Genomic DNA, 22,450 nt, shown 5'->3' with positions numbered 1-22,450 from the left:
CCTTAAGAACATATAAGACATTCACACTCTAATGATTAAACTTTACTACTATAAAATAGTATTATAATTCCAAAAGACCGAGGAGGTGGACTTTAGCGAAGACATGGACATAGATATGCATCTTCACTAAAGATTATTATGAAATTTGTATTAGCACCAGATTCTTTCAAAGAGAGCATGACTGCTAAAGAAGCAGCAGATGCCATGGAAAGAGGTATAAAAAAGGTATTACCTGATGCAGAGTGCATTAAGGTACCTATGGCAGATGGAGGAGAAGGGACGGTTCAATCTCTTATAGATGCCACATCAGGAGAAATGATAAAGGTTAAAGTTATAGCACCTCTAGGTAATGAGGTGGAGGCTTCTTTTGGACTCTTAGGTGATGGAAAAACCGCAGTAATAGAGATGGCTAGCGCCAGTGGACTTCATCTTGTGAAAAAAGAAGATAGAAATCCTCTTTTAACTACTACCTATGGTACTGGTATGCTTATTAAAGCAGCATTAGACAGAGGGGTAAACCACATACTTATAGGGATAGGGGGAAGTGCTACCAATGATGGTGGAGCAGGTATGATACAAGCTCTAGGCGCTAAGCTTCTTGATAGTGAAGGCAATGAACTTCCTTTTGGAGGAGGAGCCCTTCATAAACTTGATAAAATTGACTTATCAGCATTAGATGCAAGATTACAGAATCTAAAGATTGAAGTTGCTTGCGATGTAACCAATCCTTTAGTTGGTGAAAATGGAGCTTCTCATGTATTTGGACCTCAAAAGGGTGCAACTCCAGAAATGGTAGAAACTTTGGATAAAAATCTTACCCACTATGCAGCTGTAATAAAAGAAACCTTAGGAAAAGATATAGCTAAAGTTCCAGGGGCAGGTGCAGCAGGCGGCCTTGGAGCAGGGCTTATGGCATTTTTAAACGCTGACCTTCGAAGTGGAGTAGAGCTGGTTATAAAGTTTACGGACTTAGAAGAAAAAATGCAAGGAACAGATTATGTATTTACTGGGGAGGGAAGCATAGACTTTCAAACTATCTGTGGCAAAACCCCTTATGGTGTATCCACCACAGCTAAAAAGTTTGGTATACCAGTAATAGCCTTTGCAGGAAGAATAGGCGATAGAGTAGAGGTGCTCTATGACCATGGAATAAACTCTATAATAGGTATACTTCCTGGTGCAGTAGATTTAGATATTGCCCTACAACAAGGTATTGCTAACATGGAAAGAGCATCAGAAAATATAGCTAGAATATTAAAGATAAGTAAATAAATGTAATCGCCCCTGGGGCACTTCCATAAAAATGGAAGCACCCCAGGGGCGATTACATTTTTATACAGTAACCTTTTATATTTAACCTTCATAGAATATTAAGAACGATAAATTCGTTAAATCATTATCATGAGGTGTAAGAATGAGTGTAAAAAAGTACAGACTAGCTGAAGCTTATGTGATACTCCAAGAGTACAGAAATCTATTTGATATTCGTAAAGCTTTAAAAAAAGGCACAATATTTAAAGAGTTAGTTAGAGAATTGCCAGGTAAAAGGGAGGATAGTGGCTATGATGAGAGACAGAGATATGATGAATAATTGTGAAGACGAGCATTTGGACAAACATGAATTGATGAAAAGAATTCAGGAAATAGGCTTCTACGCAGTAGATTTGAATCTCTATATAGACAACTTTCCTGAAGATCAGCAAGCAGTTAAAGATTATAAGGCTATATCCAATGCCTTAAACAATCTGAAGCGTGTTTATGAAAATTATTATGGCCCTTTAAAAAACTTTGGTGATTCTGAATTTCCTGGCGAGTGGAATTATGTAAATGAACCCTGGCCATGGGAAAACTAATGGGAGGATAAGTGTATGTGGATTTATGAAAAGAGGATGGAGTATCCTGTAAACGTAAAAAACAAAGATCTTAAGCTAGCAAAAGCTATAATGGCTCAATATGGAGGGCCAGACAGTGAACTCAGTGCTGCCATAAGGTATTTAAGTCAAAGATATACCATGCCTACAGGTAAAACTAAGGCATTATTAACAGACATAGGTACTGAGGAATTAGCCCATGTAGAAATGATTGCAGCTCTAGTATATCAACTTACAAGAGGAGCTACCCCTAAGGAGATGAAAGCTGCGGGGCTTGAAGGGGGATTTGCGCAGCATGACAATGCTATATATCCAGCGGATGCCAATGGAGTGCCTTGGACAGCGGCTTATGTTCAGTCCACCGGAGACCCAGTAACAGACATCCATGAAGACATGGCAGCAGAGCAAAAAGCAAGAACTGTCTATGAGCATCTTATAAGCCTTACAGAGGATCATGATGTGAAAGATGTACTAAAATTCTTATGGCAAAGAGAAATTGTACACTTCCAAAGGTTTGGTGAAGCTTTAGTGCAGGTGCAGGATCATTATCAAAACAAGCATATATTTTACGATTGTAAATAAATGTATCCGCCCCTGGGGTGCTGACATATAATGTCAGCACCCCAGGGGCGAAACCATACTTTTACAATTTACTTTACGGCTTCTAAAACCTCATTTATATGGCCGTCTACTTTAACTTTTCTAAATTCTTTTATAACCTTACCCTCTTCATCTATCACGAAGGTGCTTCTTTCAATACCTATGGACTTCTTACCAAACATATTTTTTTCTTTTAACACTCCATAAAGTTCGCAAACCTGGGATTCTGCATCGCTTAATAGCACAAAAGGTAGTCCAAATTTGTTAATGAACTTTTCATGGGAAGCTAGGGAGTCCCTGCTTACACCAAGAACTACAGCATTTAATCCTGAAAGATTTTCTGTATTTTCTTTAAAAGCTATAGCTTCATTGGTACAGCCGGGAGTATTGTCCTTGGGATAGAAGTAAAGAATAACCTTCTTGCCTCTATAATCTTTCAAACTATGTTCTTTTCCATCAGATCCAGATAGAGTAAAGTCTGGAGCAATTTGACCTTCAAAATTTAATTTTTCCATTTATATTTCCTCCTTAAAAATGTTATTTTATAGCCATAATATGGAAGCTTGCCCACCCATCTAGGCAGTAGCATTTCCAACTTAACAATATTATTTATCCGATAGCTAACCTCCCCTATACCACAGTTCGTTAAGTGGCGGGATAAGGTGCGCTAAGCTCCTGGATAAGTTCTTCTAAGCTTCAGTTGGATAGGGTATTTCTTTTAAGTAAGTCCATCTGAAGTTAAGAATAACTTTATCATCATAAAACCTATTCAATTTAAAATGATAAATCCTAATATCAATATCTACTGCCCATTGTTCCTTGAAAATTAATCATTGATAACTTATCATTTCTCATTTATAATTACGCATTGTCTATTCTCTTTAATTATTATTATAAGATAATAGTTATTATATTTCAATGACTAACCTAGTAGTAAGATGGTTAAAAGGGTTAAGTTTATATAAGTTTAACAATATAGGTTTTATAACCCTGTATAAACACTTCATAGGTTATATGCTTTCGTATAAATAGCTCAATGAATACATATTTAATAAAAATATATCATATAAAATACAATAAAAATTCTCGTTATTCATACAGAATATGTTATTATATTTATAGTGCCTGAAAAGGCCTATTAAAATGCGAAGGAGATGCATCATGGAAAATAAAATATTAGCTTCTGTAAATGGAGTAAACATAACAGAAAATGACGTAAATGCAGTTATAGCAAGATACCCTCAAGATAGAAGAGGTTTTTTAACTACTGAGCAAGGAAAGAGACAACTTCTTAATGAGATAGTATCTTTTGAACTTATGTACAATATGGGAAAAGAAATGAACTTAGAAAACAGTGAAGAATATCAAACACAATTAGCAGCAATTAAAAAGGAACTTTTAACTCAAGTTACAATAAATAAGGTTTTATCAGAAGTTACAGTAACTGACGAAGAAACAAAAAAAGCTTATGAAGCTAACAAAGAATCCTATCAAGAACAACCTATGGTAAGTGCTAAGCACATACTTGTAGATAGTGAAGACAAGGCTGAAGATATACTAAATAAAATAAATGCAGGAGCTATAAGTTTTGAAGATGCAGCTTTACAATACTCCAGCTGCCCATCAAAAGAGCAAGGTGGAAATCTTGGACAGTTCTCAAGAGGTATGATGGTCCCAGAATTTGAAGACGCTGCTTTCCAAATGGAAGTAGGAGATTTAAGCGCTCCAGTACAAACTCAATTTGGATGGCATTTAATAAAGCTTGAAGAGAAAACACCAGCAACTAATAGAAGCTTTGAAGAAGTTGAACATCAAGTTATGCAACAGCTTATACAAGAAAGACAAAACAACAAATTTGCTGAGCTTGTAAAAGAACTTTCAGATAAATACGGAGTTAAGTTTTTCTAGAAGCAAAAAAGGGTGCCAGGCACGTGACAAGTGACAAATTACAATAATGTAATTTTTTTGCTTGCCACTTGCCTGGCACTATTTTTAACTCAGTGTTATAATTAATTTTGAATTCATTGTAAAAATTTAGTGAATATAGTTTCGAACAAAGTTAGTTTAGAAAGGTAAATTAGCCATGAGCAAATCTATAATGAGAAACGTTATATTTAAGATCCTTCTTAGTTTATTTAACATAATAATTCCTGTGATTATAGGTCCTTATGCTTTAAGTGTGTTGGGAGATACGCTTATGGGAAGATATTATTTCGGAGATACCGTATACAATTATTTTTTTGTTTTCGCTTCTTTTGGAATATATCAATATGGACTTAGGGAAGTTAGTAGAGTAAGAGAGGATAAAAAGAAACTTTCAAAATTATTTACAAGTTTATTTATCATTGGGTGTATTGCCAATGTTATAGCTATTATAGCTTATTTAATATTCTCTTATACTATGTATGCAGGGACAGATAAGTTTCCTGTGCTTATGATTTTCACAATAAATATTTTTGCAAATGTATTTTACATAGAGTGGGTAAATGAAGCCCTTGAAAATTATAATTTTATAACCGTTAAGACTATACTGGTTAGATTAACGTATATAATATTGCTGGTAACCACTATAAAAGCTTCTGGTAATTTTTATCAGTATGTATTTTTAAGTTCTCTTTACGTATTTTTTAATAATGTAATAAGTTTTTTGTATATCAAAAGATTTATAAAGTTTGATATAAAAGAAATAGAAATTAAAAGACATATAAAATATTTACTTATGGGCGTATTGTTGGCCAATGCTAATGTGCTTTATACTCAAGTGGATAGGTTTATGTTAGGACATTTCATAGATGAACCATCCTTGCTAAGGTACACATCTTCCCAACTTATTTGTACCATGATAAACAGTGTAATATTAGCGGTTATATATGTAACCATACCGCGACTTTCTCATCATCTAGGAAAAAAGGATGAATTAATGTACGAAAGCTTGTTGAACAGAGTTGTAAAGGTTTATTTTGCGTTTTTATTTCCTGCTGCACTGGGGATATTTGTATTAGCAAATGAAATTCTATGGTTGTATGGAAAAGAAAAACTTTCAGGTGCAATACCCATACTTCAAGTTTTTGCATTTTATATAATTACTGGAGGAATAGAATCTATACTTACCAATCAGGTAATTTATGTAAAAAGAAAGGAAAGGATATTAGTAAAGTATATTTTTGTATGTGGCTTAATCAATGTTACATTAAATATTATTTTGCTTTTACTAGGTAAGTTTACCCCTAGAAATGCCATACTCACCACAGCTTTATCAAACAGCATATTAATTATCATTGAATATTATTATGTAAGACATACATTAAAGGTGAATTTAAATTTATTTAGTATTGATAAAATGAAATATTTTTTAATATCTTTAGTGTTTATTCCTATTACTTCGATAATAAAGCATTTTATTCATGGAACTGTAAAGATTTCCATAGCAACTATATTTGTAAACTCATTGGTATACTTTACCATACTCCTAGTTATTAAAGACGAAGTATTGATGATGTTTATGGAAAAATTTAAAACAAAGGTAAAGAGATGATAAAATATTTTTGTTATTATTATAATTAAGGGGAAATTCTTATGATATATGGTGAAAAAGAATATATAAAAACAGATATAAAAACAGTACAAGATATAATGCTTCAGATTTTAAAAGAAGTAGATCGAATTTGTAGTAAGCATAATATAAAATACTTCTTATCCGATGGTACATTGTTAGGGGCTATACGCCATGGAGGCTTTATTCCTTGGGATGATGATTTAGATATATCTATGCTTAGAGAAGACTATAATAGGTTTAAAGAAATAGCACCAAAAGAACTTTCAAAGAAATATTTTTTCCAAACTAGAGATACGGATTCAAATTATGATTTATATCACATTCCATTAAAAATAAGACATAATGGAAGCCTTCTCATAGAAGAGAAGAATAAAAGATATCATCAAGGTTTTTATATAGATGTATTTCCTTTTGACAAAGTCCCGGATACATCTTTTAAAGCAAAAATTCAGAGTCTTGCAGGAAAACTTTGGATTTTAAAATTAAGGATAAATACCGATGATTTTCCAAAGCCAAGGTTTTTCCTCCGTACCTTTATGCAGCTTTTGGGAAAGCTGATACCTACAAAACTTATATTTAAGTTGCAGGAATCAGCAATTAAATTAAGCAAAGGTTCTAAATCCACAACATACACCTATGGAGCTGAACTTATATGGGATAAAGAGTTTGAGGAGAAAGATTTATTCCCACTAGAAAGAAGAAAGTTTGAAAATGGATATTTTTTAACACCAAATAATAGTGATAAAATACTTACTATTTCCTATGGTAATTATATGGTGTTGCCTCCAGAGAATGAAAGAACTGTACATGCTATAGAAATATATATAGAAAAGTAAAAAAGCGAGAAAAAGAAGAGATAAGTAAGAAAAAGGTATAAAAGGGGAGTAGGCTATGAGGCGAAAAGGTAAAGATAGCATTCAAAGAAGGCAAGGTATAAAAAATAAAATTATAAAAAATGATGAAATTGAATTATATGATGCAATTATGCCATTGTTGCAAGGAAAGTTTATTATTCTTATAACTACTTTAATTATGATGCTTATTTCAACAGCATATGGAATTCTAAAACCGCCAGTCTATACTTCAAGACTTATTTTTAGTCAAAGTCCAAAATTCATTGAAACCTTTGGTGAAAATATAAGTAATGCAGTAAATAACGACGAAGTAAAAAAAGAAGTAGTAAAAGGACTGAACCTTAAAGAAGAATACGCAAAAATTAATAAGATTAAAGATATCTCATCAATAAAAGAAGAAGACTTAATAAAATGGATGAATTCCATAACAAGAATATCAATACAAGATATTCCTATACCTCAGCAAGGATTAAAGATAGATGAAAATATTAAAACTAATGTAAGTATAGAAGTTACTTTAAAGGATAAGGAACTTAGTATTCATTTACCCAAAAAGTACTATGAAGAAATAAATAAGTATCTTAACAATAATTATGAAGATTATAATAAGAGAAAAATAGTTTTTTATGAAGAAAAGCTAAAAAACATTAAAAAGGATTCTCAAAGCAGTATGATATATGATGCTGGTTTAAATGAGCTAGCAGAAGCTAAGAGCTATAAAGCTAATTATATAAAGGCTTTAGAACTTATAAGTTCTCCGGAGTATAATATCACAGTAAAGGCTGTAACCGTAAAAAAGCTAGCTATATTGGGTATTTTGGCAGGCTTTATGTTAGGATGTCTTATTGTACTTATTAAAGATTACTTTGAAAATTCTAACAAGGAAATTAATGGAGAAGTATGATGAAGAAAAACTTATTACTCCTGGAAATTGATTCACTTTCCTTCTCTCATATTTATAATGTTTTATATAAAAGACATGAAGGACTGAGAAAAAACACAGGTAAAATATTCAGTAATGAAAAATAACGAAAATAAGAATATTAGTTAATAAGGTTAATCAAAGAACAAAAAGATTAATTATTAAGATTAATCAAAGAACAGGAGATTAGTTATGAAAATTAATCTAACAAAAAGTGAACTGATATACAAACAGGTTTTTATAGTAATAACTATACTATATACCACTGCTTTAACAACTCTTAAAGGAGTTAGTACAGTAATAAATTTTTTATTATTGTTATGGGCAATAGTGCTTCTTTACATGTTTTATGTAAAAAATAAAAGTATTGCTATTCATAAAAGCAAGATATTATTGTTGATTTTTATGTGCATTTATATATTAACTATAATAAAAAACCCATCTAAGGCTTCAAATATAAAAATATACGTATTAACCTTTATGCAATTTTTTGTTTTGTATAGTTTCAATAGCTGGGGAGATAAAGAAGATATAATTAAACAAGGTAAACTTCTTATGAATACTTATGTTTTAGCTTCTGCTGTACCTTCTTTAATAACCTTTGCTATGTATATCTTAAATATAACTTTTACTATAGGTGATAGCGTGTTTGGACGGCTTGTATATGGGGGATTTAATGGAATATACACTGGGGGGAATACTGCTGCCTTAGTAGCTGCGCTTTCTATAATGATGAGTGCTATTCTTATTCTAATGACAAAGGGGTATGGAAAAGTCTTTTATATTTTAAGTGTTGTGCTTCAAGTAGGAGTTTTATTGTCTTCAAAAGGAAGAGCAGGGATATTAGCTGTAGGGATTTTCTTTATAGCATTTATTCTTATTTATGAAAAGTCTATCAAAAATAAAGTGCTTTATATTTTCTTTTTACTAACTTTGGGCTTTTTAGCTTTATGGACAAAAGCGCTTTTTATAAATAAACCCTCTAGTCTATTAGTTAAAAATGAAGAACTAGGATTTTTTAGCGGAAGGCTTAATCTGTGGAGTACTGGTTTAAAAGTCATAAAGGAAAACTTTTTAATCGGAGTAGGAACAGATAATGTTACAAAGTCTATGAAAGAAGCCGCTAGAGTATCTCTTCCAGGTATTGACGGAGGTGGACTGCATAATATTTTCTTTCAAATAGGAGTAGCTAATGGGGTAATAGCATCTATAATAATTTTAATATTTTTTGTATTTGTTACTGTGAAAATATATAGTTATATTAGTAAAAATCCACTAATGAGGTATGAAAGGATATTTGTCAGTGGAATATTAGCCTTTTCTATTTCTATTTACGCCATAAATATGGTAGAGGCAAATATAATATTTGTAGCTAATTTTGTAGCCACGGTTTACTGGACTTTTATGGGAAATGCTATGAGAATGGTATATAAAAGATATGAGGTGAAAGTACATGCCCTTGGTTAGTATAGTTATACCTGTATATAATTTAGAAAATTATATATCTATGACCCTAGAGTCTATAGAAAGTCAGAGCTTTAAGGATTATGAAATAATCTTGGTAGATGATGGCTCTAAGGATAATTCTTGTATGAAAATAGAAAGTTTTTTTATAGGAAAAAATATTAATTATACACTTATAAAGAGGACTAATGGCGGAGTAAGTAGAGCTAGAAACATAGGACTTAATACATCTACAGGGAAATATGTTTTATTTATTGATGGAGACGATAGTCTGGAAGCTACTGCCTTAGAGAAGATGGTTAAAAAGATTGAAGAGCATAAGGCGGATATATGTCACTGTGGATACTATGAATTTCAAGAGAATAGTGGAAAAGTAACCTATAGATATTCTAATAATAAATCATATATTCAAGAACCGCTACCAGGCCCCATGGCATTAGAAAAAAAGTTGAAAAAGGAAATATGGGTATGTACAGGAAATGCTCTTTACAATAAAAAAATGCTGCTAGAAAATCAATTACAGTACAGTGAAGGGTTTTCTTATGGGGAAGATGCAGAGTTTATAGGCAAGTGTCTTTACAATTCTAAAATAGTTACTGGGGTTAGTGAAGATCTTACTAAGCTCATGGTAAGAAAGACTTCTGCTATGAACACAGCCTTTTCCGAAAAATACTGTGATGCATTAAAGGCAAACAGGAGGCTTTGGGATTATATAAGTTCAGTGCATCTTAATGGACAAGCAATGCCTAAAGAAAATCTTAAGTTATTATTAGATTATGATTATATAAATATTTATTTAAGTATAGCAAAATGGATTTATGATGAATATGGTATTTTTGAAGTATTCAAGGCTAATAAAAAGTTTAATAAATTAAGTTTAAACTTATATTATGCAGATGTAGAAAATGTGCTTTCTAATATTAAAAACTTAAAGACTTTTGAGGTTAAGGTGTTTTTAACATCAAAATTCTTATATTTTTATCTATGTAAAGTATTTAAAAGGTTAAGGGGGTAGGTTCATGGGGGGGAATAAACACAAGATTATTACTTGTGCTGGATATGGAGCTACAGGTTCCAGTGTAGTAACAGACTTACTTAAAGAATTTGATAATTGTTATTCTACAGGAGATTATGAGTTTAGATTTATTCAAGACTATGAGGGAATATCTTACCTAGAAAGTGCTCTTTTGGAAAATAGGCATCGCTTAAATTCTGACATAGCCATAAGAAGGTTTAAAAAAATCATAGATTATCATTCCGGTAATTTTATTTTTCCAAGGTATGAAAGGTTTTTTAATGGGAAGTTTAAAGAGATTTCCTATAGGTATATTGATAAATTGGTTGATGTTTCCTGGAAAGGTTATTGGGAGCATCATGCTATTGATAAAAATGCTATAGTTAGATTTTTCTGTTATAAAATATATCCAAGAATTAAGAAAATAATTATTAATCCCTCAGAAAGAAGAGCAGTAATTCAGCCGCCTAAAAGCCGAATATATTTTTCTTATCCTGAAGATAGATTTTATAATGCCACTAAGGAATATATGCAAGAACTATTCCATGTGATAGACCTTAATTTTAAATATGAGTATTTAGTTTTTGATCAACTTGTACCGCCTGCTAATATAAATCGTTATTTAAATTATTTTTATGATTTAAAAGTAGTGGTGATAGATAGAGATCCAAGAGATATATTTGCCATTAATGAGATGTATGAAAAAGAAAGTTGGATACCATCACATGATCTGGATGTATACATAAAGTGGTTTAGAAAACTTAGACAACAAGCTGAAGGGGAAATAGAAGATCCTAAGAATATTATGAGAGTAAAATTTGAAGATACAGTGATTAAATATGATGACTTTCTTAAAGAAATATATGATTTTATAGGAATTACAGATAAAAATCATATACATAAAAGGCAATATTTTAATCCAGATATATCTATTAAAAATATTGGTGTTTATAAGATATATCCTGATCAAGAGAAGGTAAGAATAATAGAGCAAGAATTAAAAGAATATTGTTATGATGAGGTTTAAATATGAAAGATAAACTTATTTCAGTAATTATTCCCGTTTATAATAATTCAGATATCACAAGGGCTGTGGACAGCATACTTAAGCAAGAAAATTATAGTAGCTTTGAGATAGTTATAGTAAATGATGGTTCAAAGGACAATACTGCTGAGATAATTGAAAATTATATCGTCTATAACAATCTAAATATGGTAAAACTTATAACACAGTCAAACAAAGGACCTGCAGCAGCTAGGAATAACGGAATACTGAATTCTAAGGGAGAATATATAGCTTTTCTTGATTCAGATGATTGCTGGGAAGCAGATAAAATAAAAAAACAAATAAAAGTATTTCAGGATAACCCTAATATTAAGCTGGTATGTACATCTCTTAACAATATAGTACACAAGGCATTCCCCAATCTTCAAGAAATAAGTTTTAATAAATTATTGTATAGAAATTACATCTTTACATCTACTGTTATAGTAGAAAAATCTGCACTTTTTCATGCTGGTTTATTTAATGAAGGACAAAAATATTCAGAAGACTATGATCTTTGGCTTAGATTTTCTCAAAAGTACAAATGTATGTTTATAAATGAAAGTTTAGTTACCTACGGAGGAGGAAAAAGAACCTTTGGTGAAAGTGGATTAACCTCCAAGCTTTGGCTTATGGAAAAAGGAGAATTATCTAACTATAAAAGACTACTAAAAAACAAACAAATTAAACTTTTAACTTATATATCTGCATCTTCATTTTCATTCTTGAAATATCTTACTAGAGTATTAAGAACATCAATTTACAAGGCTCACAAAAAATTTAAAACTGCTGATTAGTCAGCAGTTTTAAGAGTATTTTATTATTTTTTTATTAGAAAATGGTTTTAAAGTTATTTCTTGCGTTAAAAATTAATATCCAAAGTGCAATGGATAGATGGGTAATTCCCATAGTGTTATCGAAAAGATTTAACATTAAAAAGCATAAAAAAGATACTAGGAAGCCTTTGTAAAAGAAACTATATCTGCTCCTCTTTAATCTAGAGGCCTTAAATATTTCTATTAAACTAAATAATAAAGAGGATAAAAATGTTAAAGTACCCAAAATACCAAGTTCACTTTGTATTTTTAAATAATCATTATGTGTAGGAAATCGTCTATAAAATTTCATATCATAATCAGGATAATTTTTTATGTATATGTCATAGTATGCAATAAAATTTCCAATTCCTACACCTTTTATGGGATTATCTTTGATTATCTTTAAAGCTATTGCCCATATATTTAGCCTAGAACTATTAACGGACATGTCACCAAATTGCTTTACCCTATCCATTATTGAAGGTACAAGTAATGAAATAAATCCTCCACCTATCAATATAAAAATGATCTTCCAACTATAGGATATAGTTAAAATTACTACTCCAAAGGCTAGTGCCAACCAAGAATTTCGGGAAAAAGACATCATCATATTTACAAGTAAAAGAAAATCTAATATAAAATAAAGAGCTCTTATCTTAATATTTTTTGTATGTATACCTAGCATCAATACAGGAAAAAATGCAATTACTGCAAAAGCTCCCAAGGAATTTGGATTGCCTAGGGTAGACTCCATCCTTGGAACATTAATACCATTTATCATAATATCTACTGTCATGCCTTTACCAGTAAACATTTGACCAAGTCCCACTAAGCTTATGACAAGGCTAGCAAATATAAAGGTATTTATTAAAAGCTCCTTCTCACTAATTTCTTTAAATTCATTAATTGCTATAAACCCTGAAACAATGTAAGTAAAGAACCTTATAGACTCACCTATTGCTAAGGGCTTCTCAAGAGAATAGCTAATAGAAATAGCCATTAATACAAGCAATAAGGTAAGGGAAATATATAATTTGTGGGTGAAAAATTCTGAAATGCTAATAAAAAAGTTCTTAATACCATTTTCCCGGGAAAAGGCTACAATAAAATAAAATAATACTATTAAAATAAAAAGAGCTTCTGAAATACCTATCTTACCGGTAATCTTCAAGGTATTGGGCAAAACCATAGATGCAAAAAAATAAATACAGAAAAAAATCAGAAAAACCTTATCTAATGTTCTTTGTTTCATTATTAATCTCCTTAACATAATTATCCATTAAAGTATAGCACATTTTTTATAGTTACTAACAATATTTTCAAAGAAATTCCATAAAATAAATTAAACAATTCTACAAATAATACTAACCTTAATAATATAATTTATACAAAAATAAGTCTATGCATATATAATTATGGTGAAATAGTGAATATTTTTTTATTTATCTTCCTGTAAACATTATAAATAAAAACTAATTTAGAGCCATTAATTGAGGTATAATAGTATATAAGTTAAAAGTGTACACTGGAAGGTTAGCATATTATTTACATATTCCATCATAGATATAATAAGATATCAGATTTAGGTATAGGTATAGCATGAATTATTAAGAGGTAGGGTGTGGAATGAAAAAAATAGCTTATGTGATAACACAATCTGAGTTAGGAGGGGCACAAAAGAATGTGCTGCTTTTATGTAATGGATTTAAAGACAAATATGATATTACAGTTTACTCTGCTCCAGGTGGGAAGATGATAGATGAACTTAATTCTATAGGGATTAGGCATGTAGCCATTCCCGAAATGGTTAGAGAAATTAACCCTATTATGGATTTTAAGTGTTACAAAAAGCTTAAGATGGAGTTCAAAAAAAATAAATATGATGTGGTTCACAGTCATAGCTCTAAGGCAGGAATACTGGCAAGGGAAGCCGCCCTTTCTGCAGGGGTTAAAAATATAATTTATACTGCTCATGGCTTTGTTTTTAATGAGCCTATGAGCACTGCCAAAAAGAAGCTTTATACTTTTTTAGAAGCTTATGAAAGTAGAAAAACTACAAGTTTAATATGTGTGGATGAAAATGACATAAGCATAGCTAAGAACAAAGGAATTAAACCTAAAAAAAACTTGGTATATGTGCCTAATGGAATAGATTTTGACAGGGCAATTACCAAGGTGGATTCTCAATTTGTCAAGTATCAGTCCAGTGACAAATTAGATGCTAATTGCCTTTGTATAGGCAAAGAGAAGAATTCACAGACTCATATATCTAAAATGAGAAAGAATTTTGGTATATCGGAAGGGGATTTTGTCTTTGGTAGCGTGGCTAACTTTTATGAGACAAAAGGACATAGATATCTTATACAAGCTTTTAAGGATATGTGCACTGAAGGATATGAGGCAAAGCTGATACTTATTGGAGATGGGCATCTCTTGCAGGAGATGAAAGCGCTAGCAGGAGATAACAAAAATATAATTTTCACAGGCTATGTGGAAAATGCCATGGACAAGATGCGTATTATTGATTGCTTCGTCATGTCTTCAGTAAAGGAAGGCTTTCCCTTTGTCATATTGGAAGCTATAAAAAATAAAATCCCAATAGTTTCTACAGATGTAGGAGCTATCAGGAAAATATTAAATGAAGAAGAGTTTGGAATATTAACCCAGCCTAATAATGTTGATTCTCTTAGATTATCCATGATTAAAGCTATGGAAGAGTATCCTATGATGATAAAAAAAGCAGAAAAGTCCTATGAATGTAACAAAGAAAGATACTCCTTGGAAACTATGATAAAACAGACGGAAGAGCTATATTAAAAAAGATGCCTGGTACCTTCTAATATATTCTCATAACTGAGAACATAATGATCTGCAAGTCTTTCTAGCTCTTCTCTTTGATACTCCGCCGCTGGATCATGCACTGCAGCCACTTTCATCCCTGCTGCTTTTGCACCCATTACAGCAGCCTGTATGTCTTCGAAAACTAAGCAATGTTCAGGACTAACTCCTAACCTCTCTGCACAAAGAAGATATACGTCAGGAAAATTCTTGCCCCTTTTTACTTCGTTAGTAGTGGTGATAACATCAAAATATTCATATATATTATGTTTCATAAGCACTGCTTCCAAAAGTTCAGTGGAGTTGCTGGTAGCAAGACCTATTTTTAATCCTAGATTTTTAATGTGCTTTAAGAAGTTTTCAGCTCCTGGCTTTAAAGGGACATTGCTGGAGTATTCAGATATGGCCATGTTGTGCCAAGTAGCTTTAATAACCTCAAGAGAATCTATAATATTAAACTTATCCTTAAAATATATAGCTGTTTCATCAAAGCTTAAGTGATTTATTTCATCCTTCAAATTATAAGGCACATCAAATCCCAAACCGCTAAGGTAATCCTTATCTATCTTTTCCCAAACCCACATAGAATCCACCAAAGTGCCATCCAAATCAAATATTACCGCCTTTATATCCTTTAACAAAAACATCACCAACCCATAAATTTATAATGTACATTGTCAATTATAACATAGAGAAAGAACGTTATAATTGACAATGTACATTAATTTAGAATTTAAATTAAATAAGTGCTCACTGATACTAAGGTTCCCAGCATCATACCAGCCATAACGTCTGTAGGAAAGTGGACTCCTAGATATATTCTAGATACTCCAACACCTAGTGCCAGTATAAGGGCGGATATGCCCCACATATGCGAGAACATTAATATCATCACCGCCAGGGTAAAAGCAGCACAGGTATGACCTGAGGGGAAGGAATAATCGTCGATACCTATTTTTTTAATATTTAGGTTATTTAAAATGAGAAAAGGACGAATCCTATTCACTGTTCTTTTTAATATTTGAGATAATGAGCCGCTTACTACAACGGCTGCAGATACCTTGAAACCAAAGCTGTCTCGAGCTCTTCCAAAGAACAATAATGCAAAACTGCAAAATGCAGCTACAAAGGGCGTGGAGCCTAAATAGGTTAAAATGGGCATAAGTCTGTCCATTATTTTGCATTTTAAATTCTTATTAAGAAATATCATTATGTTATGATCTCGTTTTACCAAGTAATCTATTTTCATGTTTCACGGCTCCTCCTTTTTAAATTTTTACACATTAATATATAGTATAATCTAGAGTGTTTATATTGCTACATCCTAAAGTCAAAACCTTTATAATAGTTAATATAATATATAGGTTAAAAATCCTCATATTATAGAAATGACTTAATTTATTTTGTGTTAATGAATCTTCGCCTTAAATCCATGTCTTTTATATAAGGTAATATATTTTATATAATAATATATCACAAAATCCTAAAATAATAAAAGAGGAATAGGGGAGAAAATGATTTTCCTAAAATTTTATACATTTTAGGGGGGAGTATAAAAGTCTATAAAAAATCATTTTCTTTTAATAGGGGTGCATATTATCTTATAAAATAGTATCACCTAAATAATACTGCCTAGTGTTATTTAAAAGGCTTGTACTATCTATATTTAAATACTAACAACAAAACATTAAAAAAAGATTAAAATCAAGTTAAGAAATTTATGTTTTTTCTTAATATAAAAAATAATGGTCTCTATATTATACAAAGGTTAGTATTTTCTTATAAACATAAAAATCAATATTTCCCTTATAGGACAAATAAAATAACCTGCAGAACTCATCTGCAGGCTATTATTTACTATTTAAATTCTCTTTCAAATATTTCTATTTTTTCAGGATGTTTAAAATCTTCAAGAGAAGTTATTCCTATACGTGCAAATACTTCGTCTAGTATTCCGCTGTGAGTGGCTATCTTTACAGCGGATTGATATGCAAAGTTATCTACAGCTTCTTTTCCTTCTTCTTTAGAAACTAAAGCCTTAGGGCCTCCAACGCATCCGCCAACACAACCCATACCTTCTATAAAGTTAGCGCCTAAATCTTCTCCAGCAGCAGCTCTAGTTAAAACATCTTTACATTCTTTAACTCCGTCCACATGAAGGGTTTTAAGGAAAGTATATTTTTCAGGATAAAGCTCCTCTATAGCTTCAGAAATAGCTATAGAAACTCCGCCGGTTCTTGCGTATAATCTACCCCCACGGGAAGCATATTCTATAGAAGCAACTCCAGGTAACTCTTCAGGGTTAATATCTAATACATCAAATATACCTTTTAACTCTTGGAAGGTTAAAACAAAGTCCACTTCTCCTACCAGGTCCTTATCCTTGGCTTCTGCTTTTTTTGCTATACATGGTCCAACAAAAACTACCTTTACCTCTGGGTTAAGCTTCTTAAGCACCCTAGCAGCAGCTATCATAGGAGATACTGAAGGAGATACATATTTAACTAAGTCAGCATAAACCCTCTTAAGCATTCCCACCCACATAGGGCAGCAGCAGGAGGTTATCATCATATCATCTTTTTTCTTAACCAAATGGTCAAACTCTACAGCTTCTTTAATGGTGAGCATATCTGCAGCAAAAGCAACTTCAAACATATCTTTAAATCCAGCCTTTACAAAAGCAGCTCTCATCTGATCCATGGATACATTAGGACCCCATTGCCCAGAAATAGCAGGTGCCACTGCAGCCACTACTGGTTTACCGCTTTTTAATAAATCCATTATTGGCACAAACTCAATTTTATCTAATAATTTTCCATTATCACAAGCATCTACGCATTTTCCACATCCAGCGCAGAGATCTACATCTATGTAAGTTGTATTTTTAATTGGATCCTTTAATATAGCGTTAAAAGGACATATCATTTGACATTTTGTTTTACCTGTCTCATCATCTACACAACTCATGGAACAATTGCCTACTTTTTGTACAATCTGCTCCCTAACCTGATAGTTAGTTATAGCTTTTTTAAGATTATAGATGAAGTTATCATTGAGATCTACCTCAACACCACATAAAGCAGAAATAGTCTTCATGGCTTGCTCTTTATCCAGCCCAGGAGTATCAATAATTTCTTTTACAGCTTCATCAAAATTTCCATCATAATAAGCCTTAACTAATTTTTGAAATAAATCCATGTATCGTTTTTGCATGCTTTCACTCCCTTAGAAATATATCTACAAATTATTATAGCTTAAATATACTAAATATATCCACATTTAATTTTAAATTTATCAAAGACTTAATAAATATGTTAAAAATTTAACTATATTTCTATTAGGTAATCCTATGTATGATAATATAATCACCCTTGAGGTAAAGAAAAAAATGGTAGCACCCCAGGGGTGGTGACATAAAATGGAATCACCCCTGGGGTGACTCTAAAAAAAGAAAAACCCCTTGGGGTGAGTTCAAAAAGTTGAACTACCACAGGGGTTTATATTAAAATCCTAATTAAATAGGATTGTTGTTATTTCCAAAGTTATTCTTTGCATTAATATCATTTGGTTTCATATCCTTTGGGTCATAACCGTTGATGCCGGGACTTATGTTAGCATTAACATTAGGGTCAAAATTAGCATTAGTATTAGCAGTGCTGTCAGAAGCAGGTGCTGATGCTTCCATCTTCTTTTCAAACTTATCTAAGGCTCTAGCGGCAAAGGTTCTTCCTCCTATACCAAAGGATATAGCGAAGGCTACTGCTAATGCGCCTAAGATTATGATAAAGGCTGTGTTAACAATTACCATGGCTATGCCTAATTGGTTTAAGGTCATGAAAACTGCAAATATAATAATAAAATATTTAATTAATGTAGCTGTTAATTTTGAGGAAGAAGTATATTTGGACATTAACCCTTCTACCCATTTTCCTATGATTAGTCCTGCGCCTAGGATTATAACAGCACTTAAGAAGAATGGCAGATAAGCTATTATAGCAAAGCCAACCCTGTTAAGCACTTCAAGGTTCACTACATTTAAGGCTTCTACGGAGAATAAAAGTATTATTATGAATTTTACTAATCCCCCTATTATGTCAGATAATAGATATCTTGGAGTTTTAGCATTCATTCCAAAGCCTATGTGTTTATAGATAGAATTTATTCCTATGCCAGAAAGTAAGTTAGCAACCAAGTTTCCTACTAACTTAGCAATGTAAGCACCTACCACAACGAGCACTGCTGCTACAAATATGTTAGGAATCATATTCATTATGATGTTAAGCATACTAATTGCTGGCACGGAAATGGCTTGAATATTAAGTATTTCCAAAGCTGAAATAATTATTGGTATCCATATTAGTACATACACGATGTTAGCTATTAAAGTAGAAAATGTAGAAGTGCTAGTAGTGCCGTCCAAGCCTGCCTTGCTTTGAAGCTCATCTACTTTTAGCTTTCTTAGCAATACAGCCAATAAATCTCTAACCACTTTAGCTATTACATAACCAACTATAAGTACAAGCACCGCACCTAGTATATTAGGAAGGAAATTTAAAAACTTGCTAGTCATAGTTGTAAAAGGAGCTGAAACAGCTCTCATATTTAATGATTCTAAAATACTTGGGAAAAATAATATAAAGGTAATCCAAAAAGCTCCCTTACCAATAGAATTTAGAGTGCTTTCAGGACTCTTGTTATGAGTTAATCCCCATTTGTCCATATAACGGGGCAACCCTATTTTTTGTCCACCCTTAACTATTATTGACTTTACAATGGCAGCAACTATCAAGGCAAGGATTAGAAGAAGTATTGCCGATACTACACTAGGAACTGCACTATATAATGGGAAAGTTATCTGTCTTACTTGTTCCATAATAAAAACCTCCTTTAGTTATTAATATTGTTTTCATTATAGGAAGTAAATATTAATAAAAAATAAAGAAAAAGTTTCCAATTTGGAAAAGTGGTGAATTAAAGAGGACTTTAACAGAAACTTCATATTAGAGATGAGTGATTTGCAAATATAATTTCAAATATAATTTTGAATTTAGTTTGCGTGTAATCAGTTGGATATAAGTAGATATTATAAATTTAAATGTATTACAGAAAACAGAAGGTATTACAGGTAAAAAAGTATAGGAACAAAAGAGCGCATTAAGATAAAAGAGCTTACAAATAAAAAATTGCAAATAAAAAAGGAACTGCAAAATTGCAATTCCTTCTTGGTCGGGGTGACAGGGATTGAACCTGCGACCTCATGCTCCCAAAGCACGCGCGCTCCCATCTGCGCCACACCCCGATAACATAATTAATTATATAGAAGGATATTAAAACTGTCAATACAGTTTTAGTATAATTTAACCTAATTTAAAATTTAAAATTCTAAATTAGTATATCTTGTTGTATAATTGTTTTATTGTACTTTTGTATTTAAAAGGAGATGTAAATAATGACTGGATCTACATTGATAATTTTATTAGCGAGCCTTTGGTTTATAATTTTTGGACTTTTGATTACTTATAATAAAAAGGTGAGAGAGATACTGGTGACTGGTAGCAGGGTCACTAACAAGGAGGCCTACGTTAAGTTTAACGGTATATTTAACATTATTTTGGGTATACTAGGGCTTGTACTAGGAATACTAGATTACTTTATAAAAGGATATACCTTAGTGTTTGTGGTAATATTTATAGTTATGATGTTTAGTGCATCCTTATTGCAATCCCTTAGTGCAAAGAAATATAAATAAATTATTTTTAAGTAAGTTAGTAAAGTATATATTTATGTAGAAAAAAATCCTAGGTTATGAAACTTAGGATTTTTTTGCGGGCTTTAACCAAAAAGTATTTGAATATTTACCATTTTGTAAACATTTGTCCTATAAGGTTGAGTTTGTCCATTAATTAGATATATAATTATTTTGTCGGTTAATATTAATAAAAAGTGGACAAAATGTCTACAAAAAAAGAATGTGGGGGAAAACACGTATGAAGAAGAGATTGCTTGCAGTGGTAATTACAGCATCCATAATCAGTAGTCAAGCTGTAGTGGCGTTGGCTGAACCAGCTACGCAGCAGCAAATTGAGGAAAGCAAGACCCAGCTTAATAGTATTGAACAGAAAATAGCAGATCTTGAAGAAAAGATTCAAATCTTAGACCAAGAGATTATTGCTACTCAAGAAACTATAAACAAGAATAACGCGGACATAGATGCTTTAAATAAACAAATTGAAGATACAAAAAAGCAAATTGAAAAGCTTCAGGAAGAACTTAAGCAGAAGCAAGAGATGTTTGATAAAAGAATGAGAGCTATATACAAATCCGGGGGACAAAACAACTATCTTTCTGTTTTAGTGGAATCAAAAGGATTTAGTGATTTTATAGCTAGGGCACAAGCCGTTAGCAAACTTATGGGAATGGACAAAAAAATCATAGAAGAACTTCACACTAGTGAAAAAGAACTTAACGATAGTAAAAAATCCTTAGATGATAAAAATGCTCAATTACTAGAGCTTAAGAAGCAAAATGAAGCTAAAATGGCGGATCTTCAAAATAAAAAGAAAGATCAAGATGTAATTGTACAAGCAACTAGAGCTGAAAAAGCAAAAATAGTGGTGGATCTAGATACTAAGGAAATGTCCATAGTACAATTCCCTATAGATGTTATAAATGACAGCTCCAGCAGTGATAGTGATATCACCAACTCCATAAATAACCTTGTAAGTTTAAGAAGCAAAATAGTATCAACTAATGTAGATAAAAAAATTGAAAGTGCCATTAATAAAGGTAAGGATACTTTAAGCAAGAGAGAAGCGCAAAGGGCAGCTCAAAGAGCAGCAGAAGAAGCAGCAAGAAGAGCTGCAGCGGCTAATGGTAATAATAGCTCTAGCGGTGGATCATCCTCAAAACCTTCAAATCCAGTACCACCATCCAGAGGAGAGGGACAAGGATCAGCTAGTGCTGCAAGTTTAATTAACTACTCTTATAAATTTTTAGGCATCCCTTACGTTTGGGGAGGCACAACTCCAAGTGGATTTGACTGCTCAGGATTTACTTCTTATGTATTTAGAGCTTTTGGATATAATATAGGAAGGACAACCTATGATCAAATAGATGTAGGAACTCCTGTATCAAGAGATCAGTTAAAACCAGGAGATTTAGTATTCCCTAACGCTGGACACGTAGGAATCTACATAGGAAATGGTCAAATTATTCATTCACCACAAACTGGTGATGTACTTAAAATCTCTCCAATATGGAAATTCTATGCAGCTAGAAGAGTACTTTAATATATAGGTGAATATTTAAATGTAGTATATAGGTGCATATTTAGATGTAAATAACAGGGCGCAGTGCATTGTATAATTTATACATAGCTGCGCCTTTTAAAATGTAAACAATCATTTGATGAGTTGTTAATAAATAAGTATAAAATATTAACAGCAATCTTTTTTACCATGCTTGCGG

At 31.9% G+C, this 22,450-nt stretch carries 21 protein-coding genes and 1 tRNA gene; 15 read left to right on the top strand and 7 right to left on the bottom strand.

Features of this window, described 5'->3' with window-relative positions; genetic code table 11:
* Window positions 1-138 precede the first annotated feature (138 nt).
* The 4 genes from BUA82_RS16505 (at window position 139) to BUA82_RS16490 (ending at window position 2,453) form a co-directional block, all read left to right on the top strand.
* A complete protein-coding gene (locus BUA82_RS16505) occupies window positions 139-1,272 on the top strand; it encodes a glycerate kinase (RefSeq protein WP_073010836.1) in 1,134 nt (377 codons plus the stop codon).
* 142 nt (window positions 1,273-1,414) lie between these two features.
* On the top strand, window positions 1,415-1,591 hold the full coding sequence (locus tag BUA82_RS20355) for a spore coat associated protein CotJA (RefSeq protein WP_083599998.1): 177 nt from the start codon (window positions 1,415-1,417) through the stop codon (window positions 1,589-1,591).
* Window positions 1,563-1,853 carry a spore coat protein CotJB gene (locus tag BUA82_RS16495; RefSeq protein WP_242948995.1) on the top strand — a complete coding sequence of 97 codons (291 nt, stop codon included), beginning with the start codon at window positions 1,563-1,565 and terminating at the stop codon, window positions 1,851-1,853. The genes BUA82_RS20355 and BUA82_RS16495 overlap by 29 nt, the downstream gene beginning before the upstream one ends.
* A gap of 15 nt (window positions 1,854-1,868) precedes the next feature.
* Window positions 1,869-2,453: a manganese catalase family protein gene (locus BUA82_RS16490; RefSeq protein ID WP_073010834.1), complete on the top strand. Its 585-nt coding sequence runs from the start codon at window positions 1,869-1,871 to the stop codon at window positions 2,451-2,453.
* Between the two features lie 68 nt (window positions 2,454-2,521).
* Here BUA82_RS16490 and bcp read toward each other — a convergent pair whose 3' ends face one another.
* Window positions 2,522-2,986, bottom strand: a complete 465-nt coding sequence (gene bcp / locus BUA82_RS16485; RefSeq protein WP_073010831.1) for a thioredoxin-dependent thiol peroxidase — start codon at window positions 2,984-2,986, stop codon at window positions 2,522-2,524.
* Window positions 2,987-3,632: 646 nt separating this feature from the next.
* Between bcp and BUA82_RS16480 the strand changes: the two genes are divergently transcribed.
* The 8 genes from BUA82_RS16480 (at window position 3,633) to BUA82_RS16445 (ending at window position 12,124) form a co-directional block, all read left to right on the top strand.
* A complete protein-coding gene (locus tag BUA82_RS16480) occupies window positions 3,633-4,379 on the top strand; it encodes a peptidylprolyl isomerase (protein WP_073010828.1) in 747 nt (248 codons plus the stop codon).
* 175 nt (window positions 4,380-4,554) lie between these two features.
* Window positions 4,555-6,006 (top strand): oligosaccharide flippase family protein, encoded by a 1,452-nt coding sequence (locus BUA82_RS16475; protein WP_073010825.1) that lies wholly within the window; start codon window positions 4,555-4,557, stop codon window positions 6,004-6,006.
* 41 nt (window positions 6,007-6,047) lie between these two features.
* A complete protein-coding gene (locus BUA82_RS16470; protein ID WP_073010821.1) occupies window positions 6,048-6,863 on the top strand; it encodes a LicD family protein in 816 nt (271 codons plus the stop codon).
* A 55-nt stretch (window positions 6,864-6,918) separates the two neighbouring features.
* Window positions 6,919-7,785 carry a Wzz/FepE/Etk N-terminal domain-containing protein gene (locus BUA82_RS16465; RefSeq protein WP_073010818.1) on the top strand — a complete coding sequence of 289 codons (867 nt, stop codon included), beginning with the start codon at window positions 6,919-6,921 and terminating at the stop codon, window positions 7,783-7,785.
* A gap of 210 nt (window positions 7,786-7,995) precedes the next feature.
* Window positions 7,996-9,270: an O-antigen ligase family protein gene (locus tag BUA82_RS16460; RefSeq protein WP_073010815.1), complete on the top strand. Its 1,275-nt coding sequence runs from the start codon at window positions 7,996-7,998 to the stop codon at window positions 9,268-9,270.
* A complete protein-coding gene (locus tag BUA82_RS16455) occupies window positions 9,257-10,282 on the top strand; it encodes a glycosyltransferase family 2 protein (RefSeq protein ID WP_073010812.1) in 1,026 nt (341 codons plus the stop codon). Before BUA82_RS16460 ends, BUA82_RS16455 begins: the two co-directional genes overlap by 14 nt.
* 4 nt (window positions 10,283-10,286) lie before the next feature.
* A complete protein-coding gene (locus BUA82_RS16450; protein ID WP_073010808.1) occupies window positions 10,287-11,309 on the top strand; it encodes a sulfotransferase in 1,023 nt (340 codons plus the stop codon).
* A gap of 2 nt (window positions 11,310-11,311) precedes the next feature.
* Window positions 11,312-12,124, top strand: coding sequence for a glycosyltransferase family 2 protein (locus tag BUA82_RS16445; RefSeq protein ID WP_073010805.1), 813 nt, complete (start codon window positions 11,312-11,314; stop codon window positions 12,122-12,124).
* Window positions 12,125-12,158: 34 nt separating this feature from the next.
* Here the strand turns inward: BUA82_RS16445 and BUA82_RS16440 are convergent, their stop codons facing one another.
* A complete protein-coding gene (locus BUA82_RS16440) occupies window positions 12,159-13,397 on the bottom strand; it encodes an O-antigen ligase family protein (protein WP_073010803.1) in 1,239 nt (412 codons plus the stop codon).
* Window positions 13,398-13,771: 374 nt separating this feature from the next.
* On the opposite strand from BUA82_RS16440, the gene BUA82_RS16435 reads away from it, so the two are divergent.
* Window positions 13,772-14,962: a glycosyltransferase family 4 protein gene (locus tag BUA82_RS16435; RefSeq protein WP_073010800.1), complete on the top strand. Its 1,191-nt coding sequence runs from the start codon at window positions 13,772-13,774 to the stop codon at window positions 14,960-14,962.
* On the opposite strand, the gene BUA82_RS16430 is transcribed toward BUA82_RS16435, so the two are convergent.
* From BUA82_RS16430 to BUA82_RS16410, 5 genes are all read right to left on the bottom strand, one after another.
* The gene (locus tag BUA82_RS16430; RefSeq protein WP_073010798.1) at window positions 14,959-15,624 is read right to left on the bottom strand and encodes an HAD family hydrolase; all 666 of its coding nucleotides are present in this window, start codon (window positions 15,622-15,624) and stop codon (window positions 14,959-14,961) included. The two genes, BUA82_RS16435 and BUA82_RS16430, sit on opposite strands and share 4 nt — an antisense overlap.
* 92 nt (window positions 15,625-15,716) lie before the next feature.
* On the bottom strand, window positions 15,717-16,232 hold the full coding sequence (locus BUA82_RS16425) for a phosphatase PAP2 family protein (protein WP_073010796.1): 516 nt from the start codon (window positions 16,230-16,232) through the stop codon (window positions 15,717-15,719).
* Window positions 16,233-16,840: 608 nt separating this feature from the next.
* Window positions 16,841-18,196, bottom strand: coding sequence for a [Fe-Fe] hydrogenase large subunit C-terminal domain-containing protein (locus BUA82_RS16420; protein WP_073010794.1), 1,356 nt, complete (start codon window positions 18,194-18,196; stop codon window positions 16,841-16,843).
* 301 nt (window positions 18,197-18,497) lie between these two features.
* A complete protein-coding gene (locus tag BUA82_RS16415; protein ID WP_073010792.1) occupies window positions 18,498-19,856 on the bottom strand; it encodes a mechanosensitive ion channel in 1,359 nt (452 codons plus the stop codon).
* Between the two features lie 350 nt (window positions 19,857-20,206).
* Window positions 20,207-20,282, bottom strand: a tRNA-Pro gene (locus tag BUA82_RS16410).
* Between the two features lie 150 nt (window positions 20,283-20,432).
* Here BUA82_RS16410 and BUA82_RS16405 point away from each other — a divergent pair.
* Together BUA82_RS16405 and BUA82_RS16400 are read left to right on the top strand one after the other, a co-directional pair.
* Complete coding sequence (locus tag BUA82_RS16405) at window positions 20,433-20,732, top strand: hypothetical protein (protein WP_073010790.1); 300 nt, start codon at window positions 20,433-20,435, stop codon at window positions 20,730-20,732.
* A 238-nt stretch (window positions 20,733-20,970) separates the two neighbouring features.
* On the top strand, window positions 20,971-22,272 hold the full coding sequence (locus BUA82_RS16400; RefSeq protein ID WP_073010788.1) for a C40 family peptidase: 1,302 nt from the start codon (window positions 20,971-20,973) through the stop codon (window positions 22,270-22,272).
* Window positions 22,273-22,450 lie beyond the last annotated feature (178 nt).

Origin of the sequence: Clostridium amylolyticum, assembly GCF_900142075.1 — a bacterium.
In the GTDB taxonomy this organism is placed as follows: domain Bacteria; phylum Bacillota; class Clostridia; order Clostridiales; family Clostridiaceae; genus Clostridium_AA; species Clostridium_AA amylolyticum.
Note: the sequence above shows the minus strand (reverse complement) of the source record. Positions and strands in the feature narration are given on the sequence as shown.